This window comes from Methanocalculus sp. (assembly GCF_030651615.1).
Classification (GTDB): domain Archaea; phylum Halobacteriota; class Methanomicrobia; order Methanomicrobiales; family Methanocorpusculaceae; genus Methanocalculus.
This window is the reverse complement of record NZ_JAUSCG010000089.1, coordinates 1-15,965: the sequence shown is the minus strand read 5'-3', so window position 1 is coordinate 15,965 and position 15,965 is coordinate 1. Positions and strand designations below refer to the sequence as shown.

26 protein-coding genes are annotated in these 15,965 nt (G+C 50.4%); 3 read left to right on the top strand and 23 right to left on the bottom strand.

The genetic code is table 11. From position 1 onward, the window contains the following. Window positions 1–394 (bottom strand): IS200/IS605 family transposase (gene tnpA / locus Q7V06_RS03825; protein ID WP_304838346.1); only part of this gene is annotated, 394 nt, incomplete at its 3' end. A gap of 216 nt (window positions 395–610) precedes the next feature. On the opposite strand from tnpA, the gene Q7V06_RS03820 reads away from it, so the two are divergent. Next, the gene (locus Q7V06_RS03820) at window positions 611–1,204 is read left to right on the top strand and encodes a DUF2115 domain-containing protein (protein ID WP_304838342.1); all 594 of its coding nucleotides are present in this window, start codon (window positions 611–613) and stop codon (window positions 1,202–1,204) included. Here the strand turns inward: Q7V06_RS03820 and Q7V06_RS03815 are convergent. The 7 genes from Q7V06_RS03815 to trmY are packed head-to-tail and all read right to left on the bottom strand — an operon-like array spanning window position 1,201 to window position 5,594. Further along, window positions 1,201–1,767 carry a HemK2/MTQ2 family protein methyltransferase gene (locus Q7V06_RS03815; protein WP_304838339.1) on the bottom strand — a complete coding sequence of 189 codons (567 nt, stop codon included), beginning with the start codon at window positions 1,765–1,767 and terminating at the stop codon, window positions 1,201–1,203. The genes Q7V06_RS03820 and Q7V06_RS03815 overlap by 4 nt on opposite strands. Window positions 1,768–1,769: 2 nt before the next feature. Further along, the gene (gene rsmA / locus Q7V06_RS03810; protein ID WP_304838337.1) at window positions 1,770–2,552 is read right to left on the bottom strand and encodes a 16S rRNA (adenine(1518)-N(6)/adenine(1519)-N(6))-dimethyltransferase RsmA; all 783 of its coding nucleotides are present in this window, start codon (window positions 2,550–2,552) and stop codon (window positions 1,770–1,772) included. After that, the gene (locus Q7V06_RS03805; protein WP_304838334.1) at window positions 2,549–3,109 is read right to left on the bottom strand and encodes a DUF655 domain-containing protein; all 561 of its coding nucleotides are present in this window, start codon (window positions 3,107–3,109) and stop codon (window positions 2,549–2,551) included. Before Q7V06_RS03805 ends, rsmA begins: the two co-directional genes overlap by 4 nt. 10 nt (window positions 3,110–3,119) lie before the next feature. Further along, window positions 3,120–3,470: an RNA polymerase Rpb4 family protein gene (locus tag Q7V06_RS03800; protein ID WP_304838331.1), complete on the bottom strand. Its 351-nt coding sequence runs from the start codon at window positions 3,468–3,470 to the stop codon at window positions 3,120–3,122. Between the two features lie 23 nt (window positions 3,471–3,493). Beyond that, complete coding sequence (locus Q7V06_RS03795) at window positions 3,494–3,787, bottom strand: 50S ribosomal protein L21e (protein WP_304838329.1); 294 nt, start codon at window positions 3,785–3,787, stop codon at window positions 3,494–3,496. A gap of 2 nt (window positions 3,788–3,789) precedes the next feature. Beyond that, entirely contained in the window at window positions 3,790–5,031 is a 1,242-nt protein-coding gene (locus tag Q7V06_RS03790; RefSeq protein WP_304838326.1) for a tRNA pseudouridine(54/55) synthase Pus10, read from the bottom strand. Further along, window positions 5,031–5,594, bottom strand: a complete 564-nt coding sequence (gene trmY / locus Q7V06_RS03785; RefSeq protein ID WP_304838349.1) for a tRNA (pseudouridine(54)-N(1))-methyltransferase TrmY — start codon at window positions 5,592–5,594, stop codon at window positions 5,031–5,033. The genes Q7V06_RS03790 and trmY overlap by 1 nt, the downstream gene beginning before the upstream one ends. Before the next feature lie 149 nt (window positions 5,595–5,743). Between trmY and Q7V06_RS03780 the strand changes: the two genes are divergently transcribed. Continuing rightward, complete coding sequence (locus tag Q7V06_RS03780) at window positions 5,744–6,067, top strand: type II toxin-antitoxin system PemK/MazF family toxin (RefSeq protein WP_304838323.1); 324 nt, start codon at window positions 5,744–5,746, stop codon at window positions 6,065–6,067. Window positions 6,068–6,090: 23 nt separating this feature from the next. Here the strand turns inward: Q7V06_RS03780 and Q7V06_RS03775 are convergent, their stop codons facing one another. The 15 genes from Q7V06_RS03775 to Q7V06_RS03705 form a co-directional block, all read right to left on the bottom strand. Continuing rightward, window positions 6,091–7,407 carry a signal recognition particle protein Srp54 gene (locus Q7V06_RS03775; protein ID WP_304838320.1) on the bottom strand — a complete coding sequence of 439 codons (1,317 nt, stop codon included), beginning with the start codon at window positions 7,405–7,407 and terminating at the stop codon, window positions 6,091–6,093. Further along, window positions 7,407–8,537 carry a signal recognition particle-docking protein FtsY gene (ftsY, locus tag Q7V06_RS03770; protein WP_304838317.1) on the bottom strand — a complete coding sequence of 377 codons (1,131 nt, stop codon included), beginning with the start codon at window positions 8,535–8,537 and terminating at the stop codon, window positions 7,407–7,409. Before ftsY ends, Q7V06_RS03775 begins: the two co-directional genes overlap by 1 nt. Window positions 8,538–8,546: 9 nt before the next feature. After that, window positions 8,547–9,002, bottom strand: a complete 456-nt coding sequence (gene pfdA / locus Q7V06_RS03765) for a prefoldin subunit alpha (RefSeq protein ID WP_304838315.1) — start codon at window positions 9,000–9,002, stop codon at window positions 8,547–8,549. Next, the gene (gene rpl18a / locus Q7V06_RS03760; RefSeq protein ID WP_304838314.1) at window positions 8,992–9,183 is read right to left on the bottom strand and encodes a 50S ribosomal protein L18Ae; all 192 of its coding nucleotides are present in this window, start codon (window positions 9,181–9,183) and stop codon (window positions 8,992–8,994) included. The genes pfdA and rpl18a overlap by 11 nt, the downstream gene beginning before the upstream one ends. Before the next feature lie 5 nt (window positions 9,184–9,188). After that, window positions 9,189–9,851, bottom strand: a complete 663-nt coding sequence (locus tag Q7V06_RS03755; RefSeq protein ID WP_304838311.1) for a translation initiation factor IF-6 — start codon at window positions 9,849–9,851, stop codon at window positions 9,189–9,191. A 1-nt stretch (window position 9,852) separates the two neighbouring features. Then, window positions 9,853–10,116, bottom strand: a complete 264-nt coding sequence (locus Q7V06_RS03750; protein WP_304838308.1) for a 50S ribosomal protein L31e — start codon at window positions 10,114–10,116, stop codon at window positions 9,853–9,855. A gap of 3 nt (window positions 10,117–10,119) precedes the next feature. Next, on the bottom strand, window positions 10,120–10,272 hold the full coding sequence (locus Q7V06_RS03745; RefSeq protein ID WP_304838305.1) for a 50S ribosomal protein L39e: 153 nt from the start codon (window positions 10,270–10,272) through the stop codon (window positions 10,120–10,122). Continuing rightward, complete coding sequence (locus Q7V06_RS03740; RefSeq protein WP_304838303.1) at window positions 10,269–10,880, bottom strand: alpha hydrolase; 612 nt, start codon at window positions 10,878–10,880, stop codon at window positions 10,269–10,271. Before Q7V06_RS03740 ends, Q7V06_RS03745 begins: the two co-directional genes overlap by 4 nt. After that, window positions 10,877–11,215 carry a DNA-binding protein gene (locus tag Q7V06_RS03735; RefSeq protein ID WP_304838300.1) on the bottom strand — a complete coding sequence of 113 codons (339 nt, stop codon included), beginning with the start codon at window positions 11,213–11,215 and terminating at the stop codon, window positions 10,877–10,879. Before Q7V06_RS03735 ends, Q7V06_RS03740 begins: the two co-directional genes overlap by 4 nt. Before the next feature lie 12 nt (window positions 11,216–11,227). Continuing rightward, window positions 11,228–11,677: a 30S ribosomal protein S19e gene (locus tag Q7V06_RS03730; protein WP_304838297.1), complete on the bottom strand. Its 450-nt coding sequence runs from the start codon at window positions 11,675–11,677 to the stop codon at window positions 11,228–11,230. 94 nt (window positions 11,678–11,771) lie between these two features. Continuing rightward, window positions 11,772–11,975, bottom strand: coding sequence for a YhbY family RNA-binding protein (locus Q7V06_RS03725; RefSeq protein WP_304838294.1), 204 nt, complete (start codon window positions 11,973–11,975; stop codon window positions 11,772–11,774). A 25-nt stretch (window positions 11,976–12,000) separates the two neighbouring features. Beyond that, on the bottom strand, window positions 12,001–12,321 hold the full coding sequence (locus Q7V06_RS03720) for a ribonuclease P protein component 4 (RefSeq protein WP_304838291.1): 321 nt from the start codon (window positions 12,319–12,321) through the stop codon (window positions 12,001–12,003). Beyond that, window positions 12,321–12,959, bottom strand: a complete 639-nt coding sequence (purN, locus tag Q7V06_RS03715; RefSeq protein WP_304838287.1) for a phosphoribosylglycinamide formyltransferase — start codon at window positions 12,957–12,959, stop codon at window positions 12,321–12,323. Before purN ends, Q7V06_RS03720 begins: the two co-directional genes overlap by 1 nt. 34 nt (window positions 12,960–12,993) lie before the next feature. Continuing rightward, window positions 12,994–14,259: a hemolysin family protein gene (locus Q7V06_RS03710; protein ID WP_304838284.1), complete on the bottom strand. Its 1,266-nt coding sequence runs from the start codon at window positions 14,257–14,259 to the stop codon at window positions 12,994–12,996. A gap of 61 nt (window positions 14,260–14,320) precedes the next feature. Further along, complete coding sequence (locus tag Q7V06_RS03705) at window positions 14,321–15,178, bottom strand: sugar phosphate isomerase/epimerase (protein ID WP_304838281.1); 858 nt, start codon at window positions 15,176–15,178, stop codon at window positions 14,321–14,323. A gap of 37 nt (window positions 15,179–15,215) precedes the next feature. Between Q7V06_RS03705 and xseA the strand changes: the two genes are divergently transcribed. Next, the coding region (xseA, locus tag Q7V06_RS03700; protein WP_304838278.1) for an exodeoxyribonuclease VII large subunit at window positions 15,216–15,965 on the top strand (750 nt) is incomplete at its 3' end.

Sequence of the window (15,965 nt, the reverse complement as noted above, 5' to 3'; positions counted from 1 at the left end):
TTTTAACAGCCGCTTCTGAAATATGACCGCAAGATTCGACATAATAACTGCGAGTCCATAATGAGGGTAGACGGGTTCTGAGGACTTTAAATTCTTGTCTTAATGTTCGTGACGTATATCCTTTGAATTGTTGAACAATATAATGAGGGCTTGCTGTAGGAGGTGTTTTTACAAACATATGGACATGATCAGGCATTATTTCTAATACCTCTATATCTACATCGATTTCGATTGCTTTTTCGAAAAGCAATTCGTGTAGTCGATCAGATATCGGGGGGATTAAAACACGTCGTCTGTATTTTGGACACCATATGATATGATATCCGATGTTATACACAGTAGTGTTTGAATATGTCCAACGTTCTCTGCGTGTCACGTATATAATTATATGCATCTAAAATAAATAAAGGTTTCTCAAATATATGTCGCATTCATCCCACGACTAAAATCGTGGGCTTTATGCTTGTCGGATCGTAAAATTATCCCGCATTTACCAGATCTTTGAAGATTAACATGATATTAGAAATCGTTATCTGTTGTTATGAGAGATTATCTTTTATATAAGGAATTTCCAGAGGTTGATCGACACCGATCACGTGCAGAAGAGAATATGATGGCAGAACGACTGAGACTATCAGGTTTGGAAGCAGAAGATGAGATCAGGAGAGTCGTCTCTGATCTCATACAATCAGAGGCACGATCCGATATCGCCGGATTCATATCAACCGAAGTCCTCCGCTACACCTCTCATGACCTGATGCATATTGCAGCAGCCCTCAGAAGAGAGATCAATAGCCTGCCTGCCCATTATCGTGAAGCATACTCAAAATCTGCCAATGAACAGATATTCGGGACATACCACAGGATACTCCTGATGAAGCGGGATGGCAGAATCGAAGAGATGAAGGGCTCAATACCTGATCCGGATCTTTTCCGTACATTTTGCAGGATGATCGAAGAAGCATGCATCTCACCAGAGATATCTGAGGATGCGCATATGACCCCGATGGGGCGACTCCTCTACTTCCTCCTCTCCGGTTTTCTCATATTTATTCTCGGGGAATCGGGCCACCCGATCGGCACCCCCTTTCCCGGCGGATTTAAGGTGGAGCTGAAACGTGGAGTCATCTGCTGCCCTGTCCGGGAGAAGGAAGATGATGTGCCGTATGCACTCTGCCGGTTCTGTCCGGCTATTCAGAGCTAGACAGAACAGAGATCCTTCATACCAAGGAGAACCACAAGCCGCTCTCCTTCACACATCTCCTCTGCAACCGAGAAGGAGATCATACCGGCCTTTGTAAAGAGGCCGGCCACCTCAGGTATCCCGGTGAGTGATGAAATGAGGAGGAGGATCTTCCCTCTCGCAGAGAGGCATGCAGCAGCCGTTGCAAGAAAACGTTCTATCGTCTCTCTTCCATTATCCCCGCCATCGAGTGCGTACTCCAGCCAGTCGTCGATCCGTTCATCCGGTGCTGTCGGAAGATATGGAGGGTTAAAGAGGATGAGATCGAATGTTCCGCAGATTCCAGCGAAGAGATCTGTTCTGATGACAGGTACTCCCCTGCTGTAGGCAAGGGATGCAGCATACGGATTGATATCTGTTGCTGCAACCTCCACCGTACCATCAAGTAAAGAGACGGCAATCTCACCACTCCCGGTCCCGATCTCAAGCACCCGGTCTCCGGGGCGGATCGTTCTGAGTGCAGCATCAAGGAGGAGACGGGTATCCTCTGCCGGTGCATAGACCTGAGGATGGAGAGATGACATGGTTAATCAGTCTGCTCGCCTGCAAGTCTGTTTGCAAGCTCGGCAAACCTCAAAAGAGGGAGGTTCTCCGGACGGACAGAGAGGGTCTCCTCATCCAGAGACGAGATCAGTTGATCAATCTTTTCCCCGCCAAAGATTCCTTTTGCACCTTTGAGGCAGTTGCGAACAGTTTTTCTTCTATACGAGAAGAGTGACCGGACAAGATCAGCATATACCTTCTGATCAAGGATAGGAATTGGAGGATTCGTCGGCGTGATCTTCACCACCATTGACCAGACCTCAGGCGGTGGAGAGAAGGCATCTGGTGGGAGTTCAAGCAGTGGTTTCACCTTTGCATAGGTCTGGACCATCACCGATAACCGGCTGGTGTCCGGGGTGCCTGCAGGAGTCATCATCTTGCGTGCAAACTCCCACTGGTACATCAGGACAGCCACCTCAAAACCGATCTCAAGGAGACGGAATGTGATCGGGGATGAGGCAGAATAGGGGAGATTTGCAACGACAATATCAAACTCCGGAAGAGAGCATCTGACCGCATCGTCATGTATCAGAATGAGCCTGCCATCTTCTATCTCTCGAGAAAAGAGTGTCTGAAGCGCTGCAACAAGCTGAGAGTCGATCTCAACTGCAATAACTGTAGCACCCTGATCAAGGAGTGCTCGTGTGAGCACCCCCTGACCAGGACCAATCTCAAGGACACGACGACCTGTAACAGGAACAAAACCTGCAATGCGGTCTATCGCAGACTGATCCACAAGGAAGTGCTGATCACGTGGAGCTCTCATCGTGACGTAAAGAGATGATATTTCACATCCGGGTCCTTGATCTCCTCAAGGATCCGATCGAGGATCATCCGCTCAGGGTGAGGGATAGATTTTATCCGGGTTCGGATGTCATCAAAGCTTGTAAAAGGGCTCTTCTGACGGGCATCCAGCACTTCTGAGAGGAGCTTCTTTCCGATTCCAGGAAGGAGATGGAGCATATGCAGTTTCAGGCTTATTGGAACCGACTTGTTAAAGATCTCAATAAACCGCTCTTCATTCTCCACTATAATCTTCTCTATTGCATAGGGAAGCTCCAGTTTCGCAGTGGCGGTAAGCTCTGAATATTTGAGACGACGCTTTACACGCTCAACCTTCGGCCGTTCACCATCTCCGATATAGAGCAGTTCATGAAGCTCAATATCCGAGACCTTTGGAATGATCTCAAGAAGTTTGAACTGGTCAACACCAATCGCCTGGACAATTGGTTCCCGCTTGATGATGGGGCGTGGATCATCTGCATGTCCATGCCGAAGTACATCAATCGCTAACGCTTGACTCTCTTTTGTCTCCACTCTCATTCCCATCACCTCAATTTTGAGCAGAAACCAGATCGAGGATCAGATCCAACTCTTCAGGAGTCAGAGTGAAACGTTCCTTTGCATAAATTGCACGGAGTTCATCCCGGTTCTTTGGCATCAGATTCACAATCCTGTATGCGATATCCGACTTCATCTTCTCAAGTTTGAGCAGTTCGCTCAGAAGAGTCTTTGAGGCTTCAGGGGAGAGCTTGACAAGGTGGTTGACATGTTCAATGCTCTTCCTCAGCTCATAGGACATCTCTTTTCCGGATTCGAGACGGTGTGCCTCGATCTTGAGGAGAGACTCGCGGATCTCCGGAAGGGTGACCCTTTCCTCGCTAACAAATGCTTTTACTTTCATGTCAATCACCTGGTTAACTCAATTTAATATTTCTGTGCTTTTAGATGTTGTGGTCTTGCAATGACAACTTTCGTTGAATTGCCATCCTTAACTTCAAGGACCCATGCACGACCGCGTGCTCCCATAATCGTCCCGGTTCTTCCGTGGAATCTCCGGTGGGGCATACCCTTCTGAATGCTCGGTTCAACAACAATGTGTACTTTCTGCCCCTCTTCAAAGTCCTGAATGACTGAGGTCACCGGTGGGAGACCACGTGCTCTGAGTGCTTTCTTAAACTTATATCGGGTTTTCTTCCGTGGACCGTTATGTAGTGCCATATTTACTCTTCTCCATTCTCCGGCATACCCTCCACTGATATGACATCAAGTGTCACCACCCGTGCAGGGTTACCGAGGATCGCTGAGAGACTCGGGTTTGTCCTCCCATTGTCCCCTGATATGAGTTCTTTGATGTAGAGTCCGGCTTCACCGACCACTTCGATCAGATATTGACCATCCTCTACGCCCAGACACCCGATATCAACGACCATACGCTCCCTGACAAGATCTGCTCTCCGATGAGATACACGCTGCGGGGTGCGTTGATGAATCACCGCCCCATTCAGAGCATCCAGAGCTTTCTCGACCTTTTCCAGAGAGATATGGCCTTCAATATCGACCAGAATCCTGTATGTTTTATGCGCTTTGTGCGATTTAAGGGTTTCCACCTCACGCCTGCCACTCCAGCGTTCGATCGTCACCTCGACCCGACCGTTAGCTGCTGTGTTGATGGCAGACTCAAGAATTTTCAGATCAACACTCCGTTGAAGAGGAGCGATCACTTCCATAATGAAAGGACGACCTGATCCTACCATCAGAGCATCGATATCCTCACGGCCTGCACCATGAAGGACTGCACCTTCAGCCTTGAATAGTTCAATAACAGGTCTTCCGATGAGTTCTTCAACCGAGTCGGGATATTGTTTTCCGGTCCCGCCACAGACCTCGCATCCGGCACCACGACATGCGCGGCAATCCCAGTGAGTCTGAGGGATGCCCCGCTCCAGTTTCCGGTATCTTCCATAGAAGAAGACAGGGGCAACCTGCACCTCAACCATCTCTTCTCCGATGTTTAAGATCACTGTCACCTCAGGGTTCTTCGGATCACCGCGCCGCCCGGTGATACCAGCCACCGCCTTACCTACCTCCCTGTTCATCTCAGACTTCAGGGGTTCGGGATCGGTGAGAGAGAAGTCACTCCAGAGCATCTCTTCAGACTCTGCCATCATCGGTGGAACACGAGTCCCGATGACAAAGGTCTGGTGATCAACATCCCTGACTGCATCCGCAACCCGGTTTGCCCACACTTCAACCTCCCTGAAGAGATCAGAGCATACAAAGCAGGTCCCAGTCTCATAAGGAGTAAAACGGATATTCGCATCCAGAGCATGAGCAACCCTGAGAGCACGACCCCGCTCTTCATTTGTGAGGCCAAACGAACGTTTCGCAAAGAGCCTGCCGAGGCAGTGATCACAGATGGGCCCATACTCAAGGATTGAACCAACCAGTGGAAGGAGTGACATTATACACCCCTCCGGTCCACTTCATTCTGATAAACTGTGATGGTATGATCGGCATGGAGGACCAGAGGACCTACCGACACTCGTGGAAGAGGAGCGATCAGTTCTTCTTCGGCTTCGGTAAAGTTCTGGTGATCTGAGAGGAGGAGATTTTCAGGGAGAATATCCATGCCCCTGATATCAGCACCCGACTCATCAAGAATTACAAACGAAAACTCAGAGAGAAGTCTGTCAAGTCCTCCACGCCGTATAAAGACACCTGGAGAAGATTCGACAAATTCGGATCCGCAGGTCTTTGCAAGCGCCTTTTTGATCAGTGCTCCTGCACTCCGCTCATCAGGGTTTAATGACCGGACCGTCTCACCTTTGAAGAGGATGGTCGTCTCTATACCATCCTTCAGAATAAGGTAACACTCAACATCCCTCCTCAGATCATGGGAGAGGAAGAAACTGGCGTTCACGCATCGACAGAGGACATCCATCCTTCCGGCACTCCCGGGCATATCATTGAGGGAAAAACCCGGATCGGTGACGGCACGATGGCCGATGATAGCAAATCTTCTCATAACAGGCTCCATATGGCTTCCCGGAGGGTTCTGGAATCACAAACCGGGAAAATATACATATATTATATGGATATGCACCGGTTTAATATATACGGAAAAGTGATGAACTCTCACGTTCAAGACAGAAGATACCCTGAGGAGAAGAATATATGAATCCCTACCGGCCGCGTGATGTAGTAATAGTTCCGTTCCCATTTCAACAAGGGGAGGGGAAGAAGAACCGGCCAGCAGTTGTTCTCGCTGTTGAATCAGATCAACTTCTCCTTGCACCCTGTACGCGGAGGCCCGCAGACGGCATATCTGCGGTCAAAATTGATCTTGAAGACTTCGAAGAGGGGGGTCTTGATCTCTTTGAAGAGAGCAGCGTCCTGATCGCTCATCATGCAAAAGTTCCGGTTAAAAAGGTGGTAAAGAAGAAGGGAAGACTGAACGAAGATACCTTTAACAGTATTATCCGACCGGGAAGATTCTGAGAGGGCGGGGTATTGAACCCGGCTTATCCCCCGCCAAACTGCTTCATCATCCGGTTCATCGAGAAACGGCCTCCCCCTTTGAACCCCTTCAATGCACGCTGCATCATCTTATAGTATTTTATCAGCTCGCGCACATCGTCAATTGAACAGCCCGAACCATGTGCGATCCTCTGGATACGTGACGTGCCGAGGAGAGAGGGATCTTCCATCTCGATCTCAGTCATCGAGTCCATCATAATCCGATAGCGCTGCATCTTCACCGAGGTGACATCATACACCTCTCCAGGTACTTTCAGATTGCCAAGAGGGAGCATCGAGAGGACCTGTTTCAGCGGCCCCATCTTATTGAGGGCTTCGAGCTGTTTGTACATATCCTTCAGGGTGAACTTGCCCCGAAGCATTGCATTGACATCAAGATCCTCACCCTCCATCACCTCTTCGGCACGCTCGACAAGGGCTTTTATATCCCCCATTCCGAGCATTCTCGAGATGAAACCATTCGGATCGAACCGTTCAAGATCGTCTATCGTCTCGCCTGAACCGATGAAGACGATGCCGGACTTCGTCTCTGCAACGGCAGAGAGTGCACCGCCCCCTTTGGCAGTTCCATCCATCTTGGTTATGATGACGCCGTCGATCCCGATCGCCTCATGGAAGCGTCTGGCCTGCTCACGGGCCGCCTGACCGAGTGCTGCATCGATGACGAGCCAGCGGTGAGTCGGCTGTACAAGCTGATTGATCTGCTCGATCTCTTCGATCAGGTCATCTTCAAGGGCATGCCGACCGGCAGTGTCGACGATGACGATCTCAACATCGCGCAGGGCAGCAAGCCCGTTCTTCACGATGACGAGGGCATCTTTCTCCTGCGGATCGCCATAGATTGAGACGTTGATCTTCTGACAGAGGGTCTGAAGCTGAACAAATGCACCCGGCCGGAAGTTATCACAGCAGATTGCACCAACTTTCATCCCTTTCCGCTGGAGGTAACGGCATAGTTTCGCAGTCGTTGTCGTCTTGCCTGAACCCTGGAGGCCTGCCATCAGGATCTTCTGGGGTTTTAAGGAGATTTCTCCCTCAGGACCCATCAGTTGGACGAGCTCCTGATAGACGATACGAAGGACGTGGTCCTTTACCCCCATCCCTTTCGGAAGATCTTCTTCAAGTGCACGGGTCTTGATCGACTGCGATAGCTGCATTACGAGCTTCACATTCACATCCGACTGGATGAGAGCACGTTGAAGGTCACGTACAAGCTCTTCAACCGCCGCCCTATCGACGACGGCCTTTCCGGAAAGCTTCTTTACAGCATCTTTTAGCGAGGTTGAGAGTGAATCAAGCATCAGGCATCATCCAGAAGAATCTCATTTATGATAAGATCCGGTGAGAATGGAATAATATCAGAGTATTCCTGGCCGACACCCAGGAAGACCAGCGGTTTTCCGATGGTATATGCAATAGAGATGGCTGATCCACCCTTTGGATCCATATCCGCTTTTGTAAGGATGACCCCATCTGCACCGACAGTTCGTTCGAATTCGGCAGCCCTGATGACCGCATCATTGCCTGCCGTTGCTTCATCGACATACAGGATGAGATCCGGTTTCATGACACGCCTGATCTTCTCAAGCTGACTCATGAGATTTGCGCGGTTATGGAACCGGCCAGCAGTATCTGCAAGCACCACATCTATCTTATGTGCGCGGGCATACTCCACCGTATCAAAGAGGACAGCAGATGGATCTGCACCCTCCTGATGATGGATGAGCCTGATTCCAAGCCGTTGTGCATGAACTGCGATCTGTTCGATTGCACCTGCACGATAGGTGTCACCCGCTCCAATCACCACAGTTAAACCAGCTTTGCTGAGAAAATCGGCCACTTTGGCAATTGAAGTCGTCTTACCGGTTCCATTGACGCCAGTGAAGAGTATCTTGACCGGTTTCTCATGCGACCGGATAAACAAAGGCAGATTAAGACCTTCACCAAGCACCTCACGCAGCGCGTTTCTGAGTGCATCAGTTACAATCTCTCCCGGGTCCTGGCGAACCTTCCGATGACGCCCAAGCAGGGAGGACCTCATATGGGCGATGATCGCATCTGTCACCGGAAGAGCTACATCCGATTCAAGCAGGATCATCTCAAGTTCAAAGAGAGGCTCTTTGAGATCCTTCTCGGTCAGGATGAACTCACGTTCAACAACAAGGGTCTTGACCTTCGCAAAAAAGCTGGTTTTTTCAACCTTTTTCTCCCCTTCCTTATCCCATCTCTTCTGAGAGGGTGATCCGGAAGAGTCGTGAGGAGAACCTGCCGGAATCTCGGGCGTATTATACGGGAGAGACTCCGGAGTCTGCTCTATCTGGGAATCGGGTTGTGAAGAAGAGGTTTTCGGAGCCTCCTGTATCGTCTCTTCGATTGAGGCTCCGAACCTCGAGCGGACATCCCGCAGTTTATTCTTCAGACCTTCAAACATACTCCGGAATCAGCTCCGGCCAGTGGTTTGACCCTGACCAGCCTGATACAGCTGTTCAAGGCGTCTTCCAACTTCTGATGCCTGAGCCTGTAGTTTCTGGATAGTTTCCGCAAGACGTTTCCCCTGCGCTTCCATCTCGGTGATCCGCTCCATCAGATAAGAGACCGCCTCGTCATTCGTCTTTCTGACAGAGACGTCAGATCCGATAGAGACGATGACCGAATCGGGATCGATCACCTGTGCAAGGATGGCTGCACCCCCTCCAACCGGGAGAAGAGAGACCGCATTATTCGTATCCTTCAATCCCCTGAGGGTTTCAATAGAGGAGATGATCTCCATTCTTGCCTGTTCGATGATCTGAAACTGCTGGGAGAAGAGTTCGATCTGCTGAGTAAACTCATTCAGGTAATGCTGAAGCGTCTGAAACTCCTGCTCAGGTGTCGGAGTACTGGTATTACTCGCCATTGACACTCTTTACGCTCTCAATTTTGATATATCTTCGCTCGATGCGATGTTTGCTACCCATCAGGGTATAGATGCGTTCTCTCGCCTGCACTTCGTTTGGTGCTCCGATGACCTTGGTGTATGGTTTCCATGCATCACCGATCTTCATGACACCGCTCAATTCAAACTCTGTTAACTCCATTCAGCTCACCGTAGTAATCCAAAGACGTCTTCCATCCGTCCAAGTTCAAAACCGGTCGTCTCTCCGCCTGCAATGAACCCTTTTGAGTTCGCCAGGACGCCAGCTCCAACCAGATTCGAACCCATATTGACAGATCCACATCCGACCGGGAGCGAGGTGAGAGCCTCAACCCGGTCGATCTCATGCTGGGTTGCTCGTGGAGAGAGGAGAACACCTTTATTCGTTGCAGCTGCGGCCATTCCAACAGTTGGAATCCCGGCGATCTGCATTCGCTCGACAGGAACTTTGAGGAAATCACTGATCCTGTCGACCATTCTGCCAGGCATCTCCGGGTGGACGAGTGCAAACTCATCGTTCGCCAGAATGACATTTCCTGCAGCGTTCATCGTCTCATCCAAAAGCAGTACCTCCCCGTACTCCTCGAGTCGCTGGCGTTCTTCTCCGCTAATGAGACCCGAAACAACCATTCCACGGCTGTTTCCAGTGATGAGCGAGCCGATGATCGATGTCCCCTGCAGGAACATCCGAACGATCTCAACATCCAGCACCTCTGCAACAGATTCTGCAAAGGCATCTGTAACGGTTGCAGGGAGTATTGCAAACTCCTCAAACGCACGGGCATACACCCCGATATTGGGATCTCCGTCGAGGGACAGGGTATACTTCATCTCATTCCCCGGCAAGTTCTGCCTGTACCTGACCATCCGAGAACTTCATCGCACGGATGCGAATCATCGTCGGAGGCTTCTGGCTTCCGCGTTCCCATACCTTCTCGTTAATACCCCGATCCAGTTTGATATCCTCACTCTTCATATGTTTTCCGAGGAACTTACGGATATCTTTGATTGCAACCTTTGCCCTCTTCCATTTTGGGGCACGTTTTGCATCACGGAGCGGAATATTATAGATCTGTTCCTTCTCTGCCTCTACCATTGCTCACACCTTCAGAGTACTGCGTCTCCAGCTGCGCCGCTTTGGATGCGCCACAACAGCACGCTTCGTTTTGATCATAACCCATTGCGGAACCCTCCGGTTCTGCTGGGTAGCTTTAGACATACGTATCTTTCGACCCTTCGTCAGTTTGCTCATAGGTACTCACCAACCTGATCTGTCTTTACTCTCCCGGTTACGAGAGATTGTTGATGATTATGAGGAAAGATCCCTGACCAGTCGATACCACGCCGGGTCATCTCATCACGGATCTCATGTTCATAATCACCATTTGGGATCGTTGACGTCTCACCATAGACGACGGTGAGCATCTGCCCGACCAGCCGTTCGATCTCACGCCTTCCGATTCCAAGGAGGGGGCGAATATAGGATACCCCCATCCGATCTTCAAAGCTCTGCACTTCTGCTGGTGTCAACATTGGAACCCGATCCATAAACCGGGTACCATCGGCGACCACCTCATATTCCTGTGCTAGCGCACAGAGGGACCGTCGGTGAATCTCATTGATCGCCTCATTTGGATACCCACACCGAATGAGTATCCCGAGGACTTCATCAATGAAACCTGACGCAAAGGTCATTTTTCTCCAGGGTAAACCCAGAGCCTCTGCCGCCGCCGCGACTTCAGGAACCTCCCGCAAGGGATCGAAGACGAATGTATTCAACTCTACCGAATAATCCCGCGACAGCAGGATGGCAGCAAGAGAACTATCCTTGCCACCACTGTAGAGCAGACCTACCTTCATCCTACCCTTCGGATATTGAAGTCCTTCTTCTGCGGCACCAGTTGTGCGAGGAGCTGTTTTAGCTGTGCATCAGTGATCTTCTGCGTACTTGAGAGGCGACCCTGCCTTGCCAGCATGACAATCTGCTGCTCAACGGCTCGTGCAAAGTCAGGTTTGGCGAGCTTGATCGTGTTTAAACGTTCACGTGCCTGCGGTTCAAGAACCTGCATAAGAACCATCTGGATCTGCTGGTCAATCTGGCGCTGCTGGTCAGCTTCCTGCAGTTCAGCATTCTGCTGCTGCTGAAGCTGTGCCATGCGGCGTTGCCGTAGTTCGTTTAACTCGTCGTCTCCCATGTACTCATCACCTCAGTACTTTTCAATACCCGGCACCGTAGTTTCAACCTCGGATTTGAGGCTGTATGCTGTACGATCCAGGAATGAGCGTCCTGCTGGCGAAACAGTCCTGCCACCTGCGGCCTTCTCAAGAAGACCGGCTGCTTCCAGCTGCTGGAAGATCTTTCGCGCGATCGAGCCGCTCCCTTTTCTGAATCGGGAAGGTCTTGATCCACGGTTCTGGGCTCCGCCATATACTGTTCGAATTCTCTCAACGCCAACGGGTCCGTCGACGTATACGCGGCGCAACACTGCGGCTGCACGGAGATGCCACCAGTCGGTGTTCTCTGGGGGCATCTGCTTATGAACTCCCGTCTTCACAAACTCTGCCCATGATGGTGCCTGGATCTCAGGTTTCTCCTTAAGCTCCTTGGCAACCTTCCGGATGAGAAGTTCGGCTGGGATGTCAAATACTGTAGTCATTGACTTTTCCTCACTGCTGTGGTTCACTAACAGTCTTTACTTATAAGCTGGCTCTATTGATATAAATTTCGAGGTAGGATGATGAAAGGAGAGATCATCTCTTCTTGGCAATCACCATCATACGGCCACGGGTGGTTATTACCACACCACCGGTGCCGCTAACGATCGCTTCCGGATCCATTGGAGCATTCTTCAACCATTTTACCTTGATGACCTTCCGTACCTCCAGCTGAGAGCGGACTTCACTCGTAACTTCGGCGGTCACTCCTTGCTTCCCCACCCAGATCGTTGGTTTCAACGTCTGAATGCCTGATGTATCGTACTTATCTGATATTCTGCTTCACCACCGGATAACGTCTTATTGACCTGCACTCAAGGCAGGTCACGATCACTTTTCCATGCTGTATCCGGACACGAGAAGTATGCCCTGGAATCAGGTATACATGGCAGCTGCGACAGAACTGCCTCCTGTATCTCCTCGGTATACGAATCCTGTGTTTCATGGCGATCCTCCGTGCAAGGAGGATACAACGCCGCGCAAGTTCCATATCATCATGCGCCCATTCCCGGGCATGATGAAAGAGGATATCGATCCGCTCACGGCTAATCTTCTTTCCACTCCCGCCTCTGGCTTTCTCCGCCATCAATGACCCTCATGAGGATTATGTTCTGACGATTGCGGAAGTAGAATCACTTTTCGCCCGAAAACTTTGAGGCGATTCTGACAGAAGAGTGCAATAGCCATTGGGAATGCGATATGCTCCTCAACAAGAATTTTATCTGCAAGAGTCACCTCATCATCATCTTCGGCCACAGAAACGCACCGTTGCAGGATAATTGGCCCGGTATCAGTCCCCTCGTCAACAAAGTGCACAGTGCAGCCGGATACCCGCACACCATATGCAATCGCCTGCCCATGAGCATTAAGGCCAGGGAAGGCAGGGAGGAGGGAGGGGTGAATATTGATGATCTTCCCGGAATACTCCCTGATGATCCCAAGACCCAGGATCCTCATATACCCTGCAAGCACGATGAGATCGGGGTTCAGCATATGGAGAAGATCAGAGAGGGCCTTTTCATAGTCAGCTTTCGTTGAAAAGTCCGAATAATGAAGGAGTGATACCGGGATCTTCTGCTCCTCCGCCCTCACTGCCGCAAGGGTTCCGGGCCGATCCACGATCAGCCTGATGCACCGTCCGCTGATCTCACCCCGCTCAATGGCAGAAGCGACCGCTAGAAAGTTCGACCCTCTTCCGGACGCTAGCACGACGATGCGTTTCATGGTAGTATTAATGGGCGGGTCATACCGATAATGATTATCTGTCACCGGCCTTCTTCTCAAATATCAGCTTCACCTTCAGGATCTGCCTCCCCCTCATCTGGGTGACTGTGAGCCGCCCGTTGATCTCAGGAAGTGTGATCGACTCCCCGACATGAGGGATACGGCCAAGATGAGTGAAGACCAGTCCACCGACGGTCTCATAACTATCAGGCTCAAGTGGGAGGGGAGTCTCAAGCACCTCATTGACATCCTCAACCCAGGCCTGCGCATCAATGAGATAAACTCCATCGGCAAGCCTCTGGATCTCATCCTCCTCAATATCAAACTCATCCAGAATATCACCGACGAGCTCTTCAAGGATATCCTCGATCGAGACAACACCTGAAAAGACGCCATATTCATCCAGAATGATCGCAAGATGGGACTGTTTAAACTGTAATTCCTTCAGGAGATCATCAATCTTTTTGGATTCGGGAACGAAGTATGCCTCATGGGCAAGATCTGAGATCGTCGTTTCAGGCACGCCGCTATGGACAGCCCGGAAGACATCTTTGACATTTAAGATTCCTATGATATTTTCACTCTGATCGTGATAAACCGGGATGCGAGAGAATCCTGTGTCATGGAAGAGATCCAGTGCCTCTTCAAGGGTTTTTTTATCTTCAATCATCTCGACATCGGGCCTTGGAGTCATGATCTCGCGTGCAGTCGTATCACCGAAACGGAAGACCGAAAAGAGCATCTTCCGCTCATTCTCCTCAATTGCACCTGTCTCTTCACCGACATCGATCCACTCCTTGATCTCCTCTTCAGTGACACCGTGCTGAAGAGCACTCTCCTCAGTCTTATGCACCTGTTTGATCCGGTCATACGCCCAGAGGATAGGTAAGAGCAGCTTCTCAAGCAGAAGAATCGGGCGGGCAACAGAGAGGGCGACCGCATCAACGTGCTTTGATGCATAGGTCTTTGGACCGATCTCACCGATGATGAGCATCAGTATAACAACGACACCTGTCGCAATCCCGACACCGGCATCACCAAAGTAATCAATAGCAATCGCTGTTGCAATGCTCGCCGCCGAGACGTTGACGACATTATTTCCGATCAGGATTGTTATCAGGAGGTGATCGGTGTTCTCTTTCAATTCGGAGAGTGCTATAGCACTCTTTGTTCCCTCGGTAAGGAGGGTTCTGACCTTTGCCCTGTTGATCGCAATCAAAGCAACTTCGGATCCCGAGAAGAAACCCGATAGAAGAAGGCAGATAAAAAAAAGAATAAAGTGAAGTGCATCCGCCGCCATCGACCTTCACTCCAGTCTGACATTCGATAGTCGATTATCGTTCATAGTTGATTCGTATCAATCAATCAATAGAACTCTGAAAAGATAAATATACCTGTTTATCCCATGCAACCCGGAAAGAGACCGCTTCTTCTCTGAGGAGGGCGATCTTCTCAGAATACTGAAGTTTTTTTGGGAGGCTGAGATCCTCAATCTCAAAGATAACCGGGCCATCATACCGAAAAGAGGCGAGAAGAGCCGCAAGTTCATCAATTTTACCTGTATTTCCAAGCGGAGCATGCATCTGCGTTGGAGAACCAAGGCTTGCATGAACATTCACAATCCGATCCGAACAGAGCCGGATGAATTCACCCGGCAGGGTATCACCACCCACACAGGCATGCGCATAATCGAAGGTGAATGAGAGGTGTGGATACTCATCAAGAACGTCAACCACCCTGTCAGGAGTGGTAAGGAGAGCATTTACCATCGGCCCCATGTTCTCGATGGCAACATGAACTGATAATCCACGGGATACTGCCTCAACCGCCTCCATAAAGATACTGAACCGGTGCATATCCGCTCTGCTTGGAGGTCGTTTTGCAGTTCTTCTACCGGGATGGATGGTGATAACCTTCGCATGAAGCTGTTCTGCAGTCTCAATTGCAGCACAGGCCGAATCAACAGAGACTCTCGCAATATCGGGATTGATCGAGACCGGATTTAAATCAAGCACCGGAGCATGGACCGTTATTGGTATGAGGGAAGGATACCTCGAAATCTCCGCTATCAGCTCATTAATCCGCTGCCCGGTCGTCCAGAAGGAGGGGGTTTCAAGCCAGAACTCAATGGTATCAAGGCCTGAAGCCGATACTCCCCTGAAGATCGAATCCAGTGCGTACTCATGAAAGAACATACTGGATGCACCGGTTCGTGGCATACACAGATTCTTCTCATCCTGCCACAAATAGATTCGTATGCCCGGTGGAGAACAGGCAACCCTTGTATCAGATGAACCGGATATCCTCTCGGTCATCGACCTCTCCCGCATCATCAGGGAGAGACTTGATACACCTGATCTGCGTGGCGTTCGTCTCAGGGGTGAGGTGACAAACTTTCGTCTGCATTCATCCGGCCATATGTATTTCTCCCTGTCAGATAAGGGAGAACGCGGCGAGGCTGCGATCGACTGTGTGATCTGGAGACGGGCAGCAGATAAGATCTCACCACCTCCAAAAGATGGGATGGATGTCATTGTCACCGGTTATGTCGATCACTACCCACCCTATGGAAAGACACAGTTCGTCGGAGACGGGCTTGTTCATGCAGGAGCAGGTGGAAAATACCTTCTGCTTGAACGCTGGAGACGGGAGCTTACCGCAGAGGGGTGTTTCGCCGAGGAGAAGAAAAAGACGATTCCGGTCTATCCGGTTCGTGTCGGTGTCGTCACATCTCCGACAGGGGCGGTGTTGCAGGATATACGAAACATCCTCTCACGCAGGTTTCCAGTCGACCTGATCCTCTCACCGACGGTAGTGCAGGGGGAATCTGCTCACATCGAGATTGCAGAGGCGATCAGACGGATCGATGGAAAGGTGGATGTGATCATCATCGCGCGTGGCGGAGGGAGTTTTGAAGATCTCTTTCCATTTAATCACCCGGATGTGATCCGGGCGATCGCCTCCTGCAGAACCCCACTCATCTCAGCTATCGGCCATGAGGTGGAT

What these genes read in the sequence shown, in the direction of transcription:
- Q7V06_RS03790 (WP_304838326.1), bottom strand. Translation starts at nt 5,031, where the DNA reads ATGTCACTCCTTCCACTGGTTGGTTCAATCCTTGAGTATGGGCCCATC.
- Q7V06_RS03800 (WP_304838331.1), bottom strand. Translation starts at nt 3,470, where the DNA reads ATGAAAGTAAAAGCATTTGTTAGCGAGGAAAGGGTCACCCTTCCGGAG.
- purN (WP_304838287.1), bottom strand. Translation starts at nt 12,959, where the DNA reads ATGAAACGCATCGTCGTGCTAGCGTCCGGAAGAGGGTCGAACTTTCTA.
- Q7V06_RS03705 (WP_304838281.1), bottom strand. Translation starts at nt 15,178, where the DNA reads ATGCCACGAACCGGTGCATCCAGTATGTTCTTTCATGAGTACGCACTG.
- Q7V06_RS03750 (WP_304838308.1), bottom strand. Translation starts at nt 10,116, where the DNA reads ATGGTAGAGGCAGAGAAGGAACAGATCTATAATATTCCGCTCCGTGAT.
- Q7V06_RS03720 (WP_304838291.1), bottom strand. Translation starts at nt 12,321, where the DNA reads ATGGCGGAGAAAGCCAGAGGCGGGAGTGGAAAGAAGATTAGCCGTGAG.
- ftsY (WP_304838317.1), bottom strand. Translation starts at nt 8,537, where the DNA reads ATGTTTGAAGGTCTGAAGAATAAACTGCGGGATGTCCGCTCGAGGTTC.
- Q7V06_RS03780 (WP_304838323.1), top strand. Translation starts at nt 5,744, where the DNA reads ATGAATCCCTACCGGCCGCGTGATGTAGTAATAGTTCCGTTCCCATTT.
- Q7V06_RS03735 (WP_304838300.1), bottom strand. Translation starts at nt 11,215, where the DNA reads ATGGGAGACGACGAGTTAAACGAACTACGGCAACGCCGCATGGCACAG.
- rpl18a (WP_304838314.1), bottom strand. Translation starts at nt 9,183, where the DNA reads ATGGAGTTAACAGAGTTTGAATTGAGCGGTGTCATGAAGATCGGTGAT.
- Q7V06_RS03795 (WP_304838329.1), bottom strand. Translation starts at nt 3,787, where the DNA reads ATGGCACTACATAACGGTCCACGGAAGAAAACCCGATATAAGTTTAAG.
- pfdA (WP_304838315.1), bottom strand. Translation starts at nt 9,002, where the DNA reads ATGGCGAGTAATACCAGTACTCCGACACCTGAGCAGGAGTTTCAGACG.
- Q7V06_RS03815 (WP_304838339.1), bottom strand. Translation starts at nt 1,767, where the DNA reads ATGTCATCTCTCCATCCTCAGGTCTATGCACCGGCAGAGGATACCCGT.
- Q7V06_RS03805 (WP_304838334.1), bottom strand. Translation starts at nt 3,109, where the DNA reads ATGAGAGTGGAGACAAAAGAGAGTCAAGCGTTAGCGATTGATGTACTT.
- Q7V06_RS03755 (WP_304838311.1), bottom strand. Translation starts at nt 9,851, where the DNA reads ATGAAGTATACCCTGTCCCTCGACGGAGATCCCAATATCGGGGTGTAT.
- Q7V06_RS03745 (WP_304838305.1), bottom strand. Translation starts at nt 10,272, where the DNA reads ATGAGCAAACTGACGAAGGGTCGAAAGATACGTATGTCTAAAGCTACC.
- Q7V06_RS03820 (WP_304838342.1), top strand. Translation starts at nt 611, where the DNA reads ATGATGGCAGAACGACTGAGACTATCAGGTTTGGAAGCAGAAGATGAG.
- trmY (WP_304838349.1), bottom strand. Translation starts at nt 5,594, where the DNA reads ATGAGAAGATTTGCTATCATCGGCCATCGTGCCGTCACCGATCCGGGT.
- Q7V06_RS03710 (WP_304838284.1), bottom strand. Translation starts at nt 14,259, where the DNA reads ATGGCGGCGGATGCACTTCACTTTATTCTTTTTTTTATCTGCCTTCTT.
- Q7V06_RS03775 (WP_304838320.1), bottom strand. Translation starts at nt 7,407, where the DNA reads ATGCTTGATTCACTCTCAACCTCGCTAAAAGATGCTGTAAAGAAGCTT.
- Q7V06_RS03730 (WP_304838297.1), bottom strand. Translation starts at nt 11,677, where the DNA reads ATGACTACAGTATTTGACATCCCAGCCGAACTTCTCATCCGGAAGGTT.
- rsmA (WP_304838337.1), bottom strand. Translation starts at nt 2,552, where the DNA reads ATGAGAGCTCCACGTGATCAGCACTTCCTTGTGGATCAGTCTGCGATA.
- Q7V06_RS03740 (WP_304838303.1), bottom strand. Translation starts at nt 10,880, where the DNA reads ATGAAGGTAGGTCTGCTCTACAGTGGTGGCAAGGATAGTTCTCTTGCT.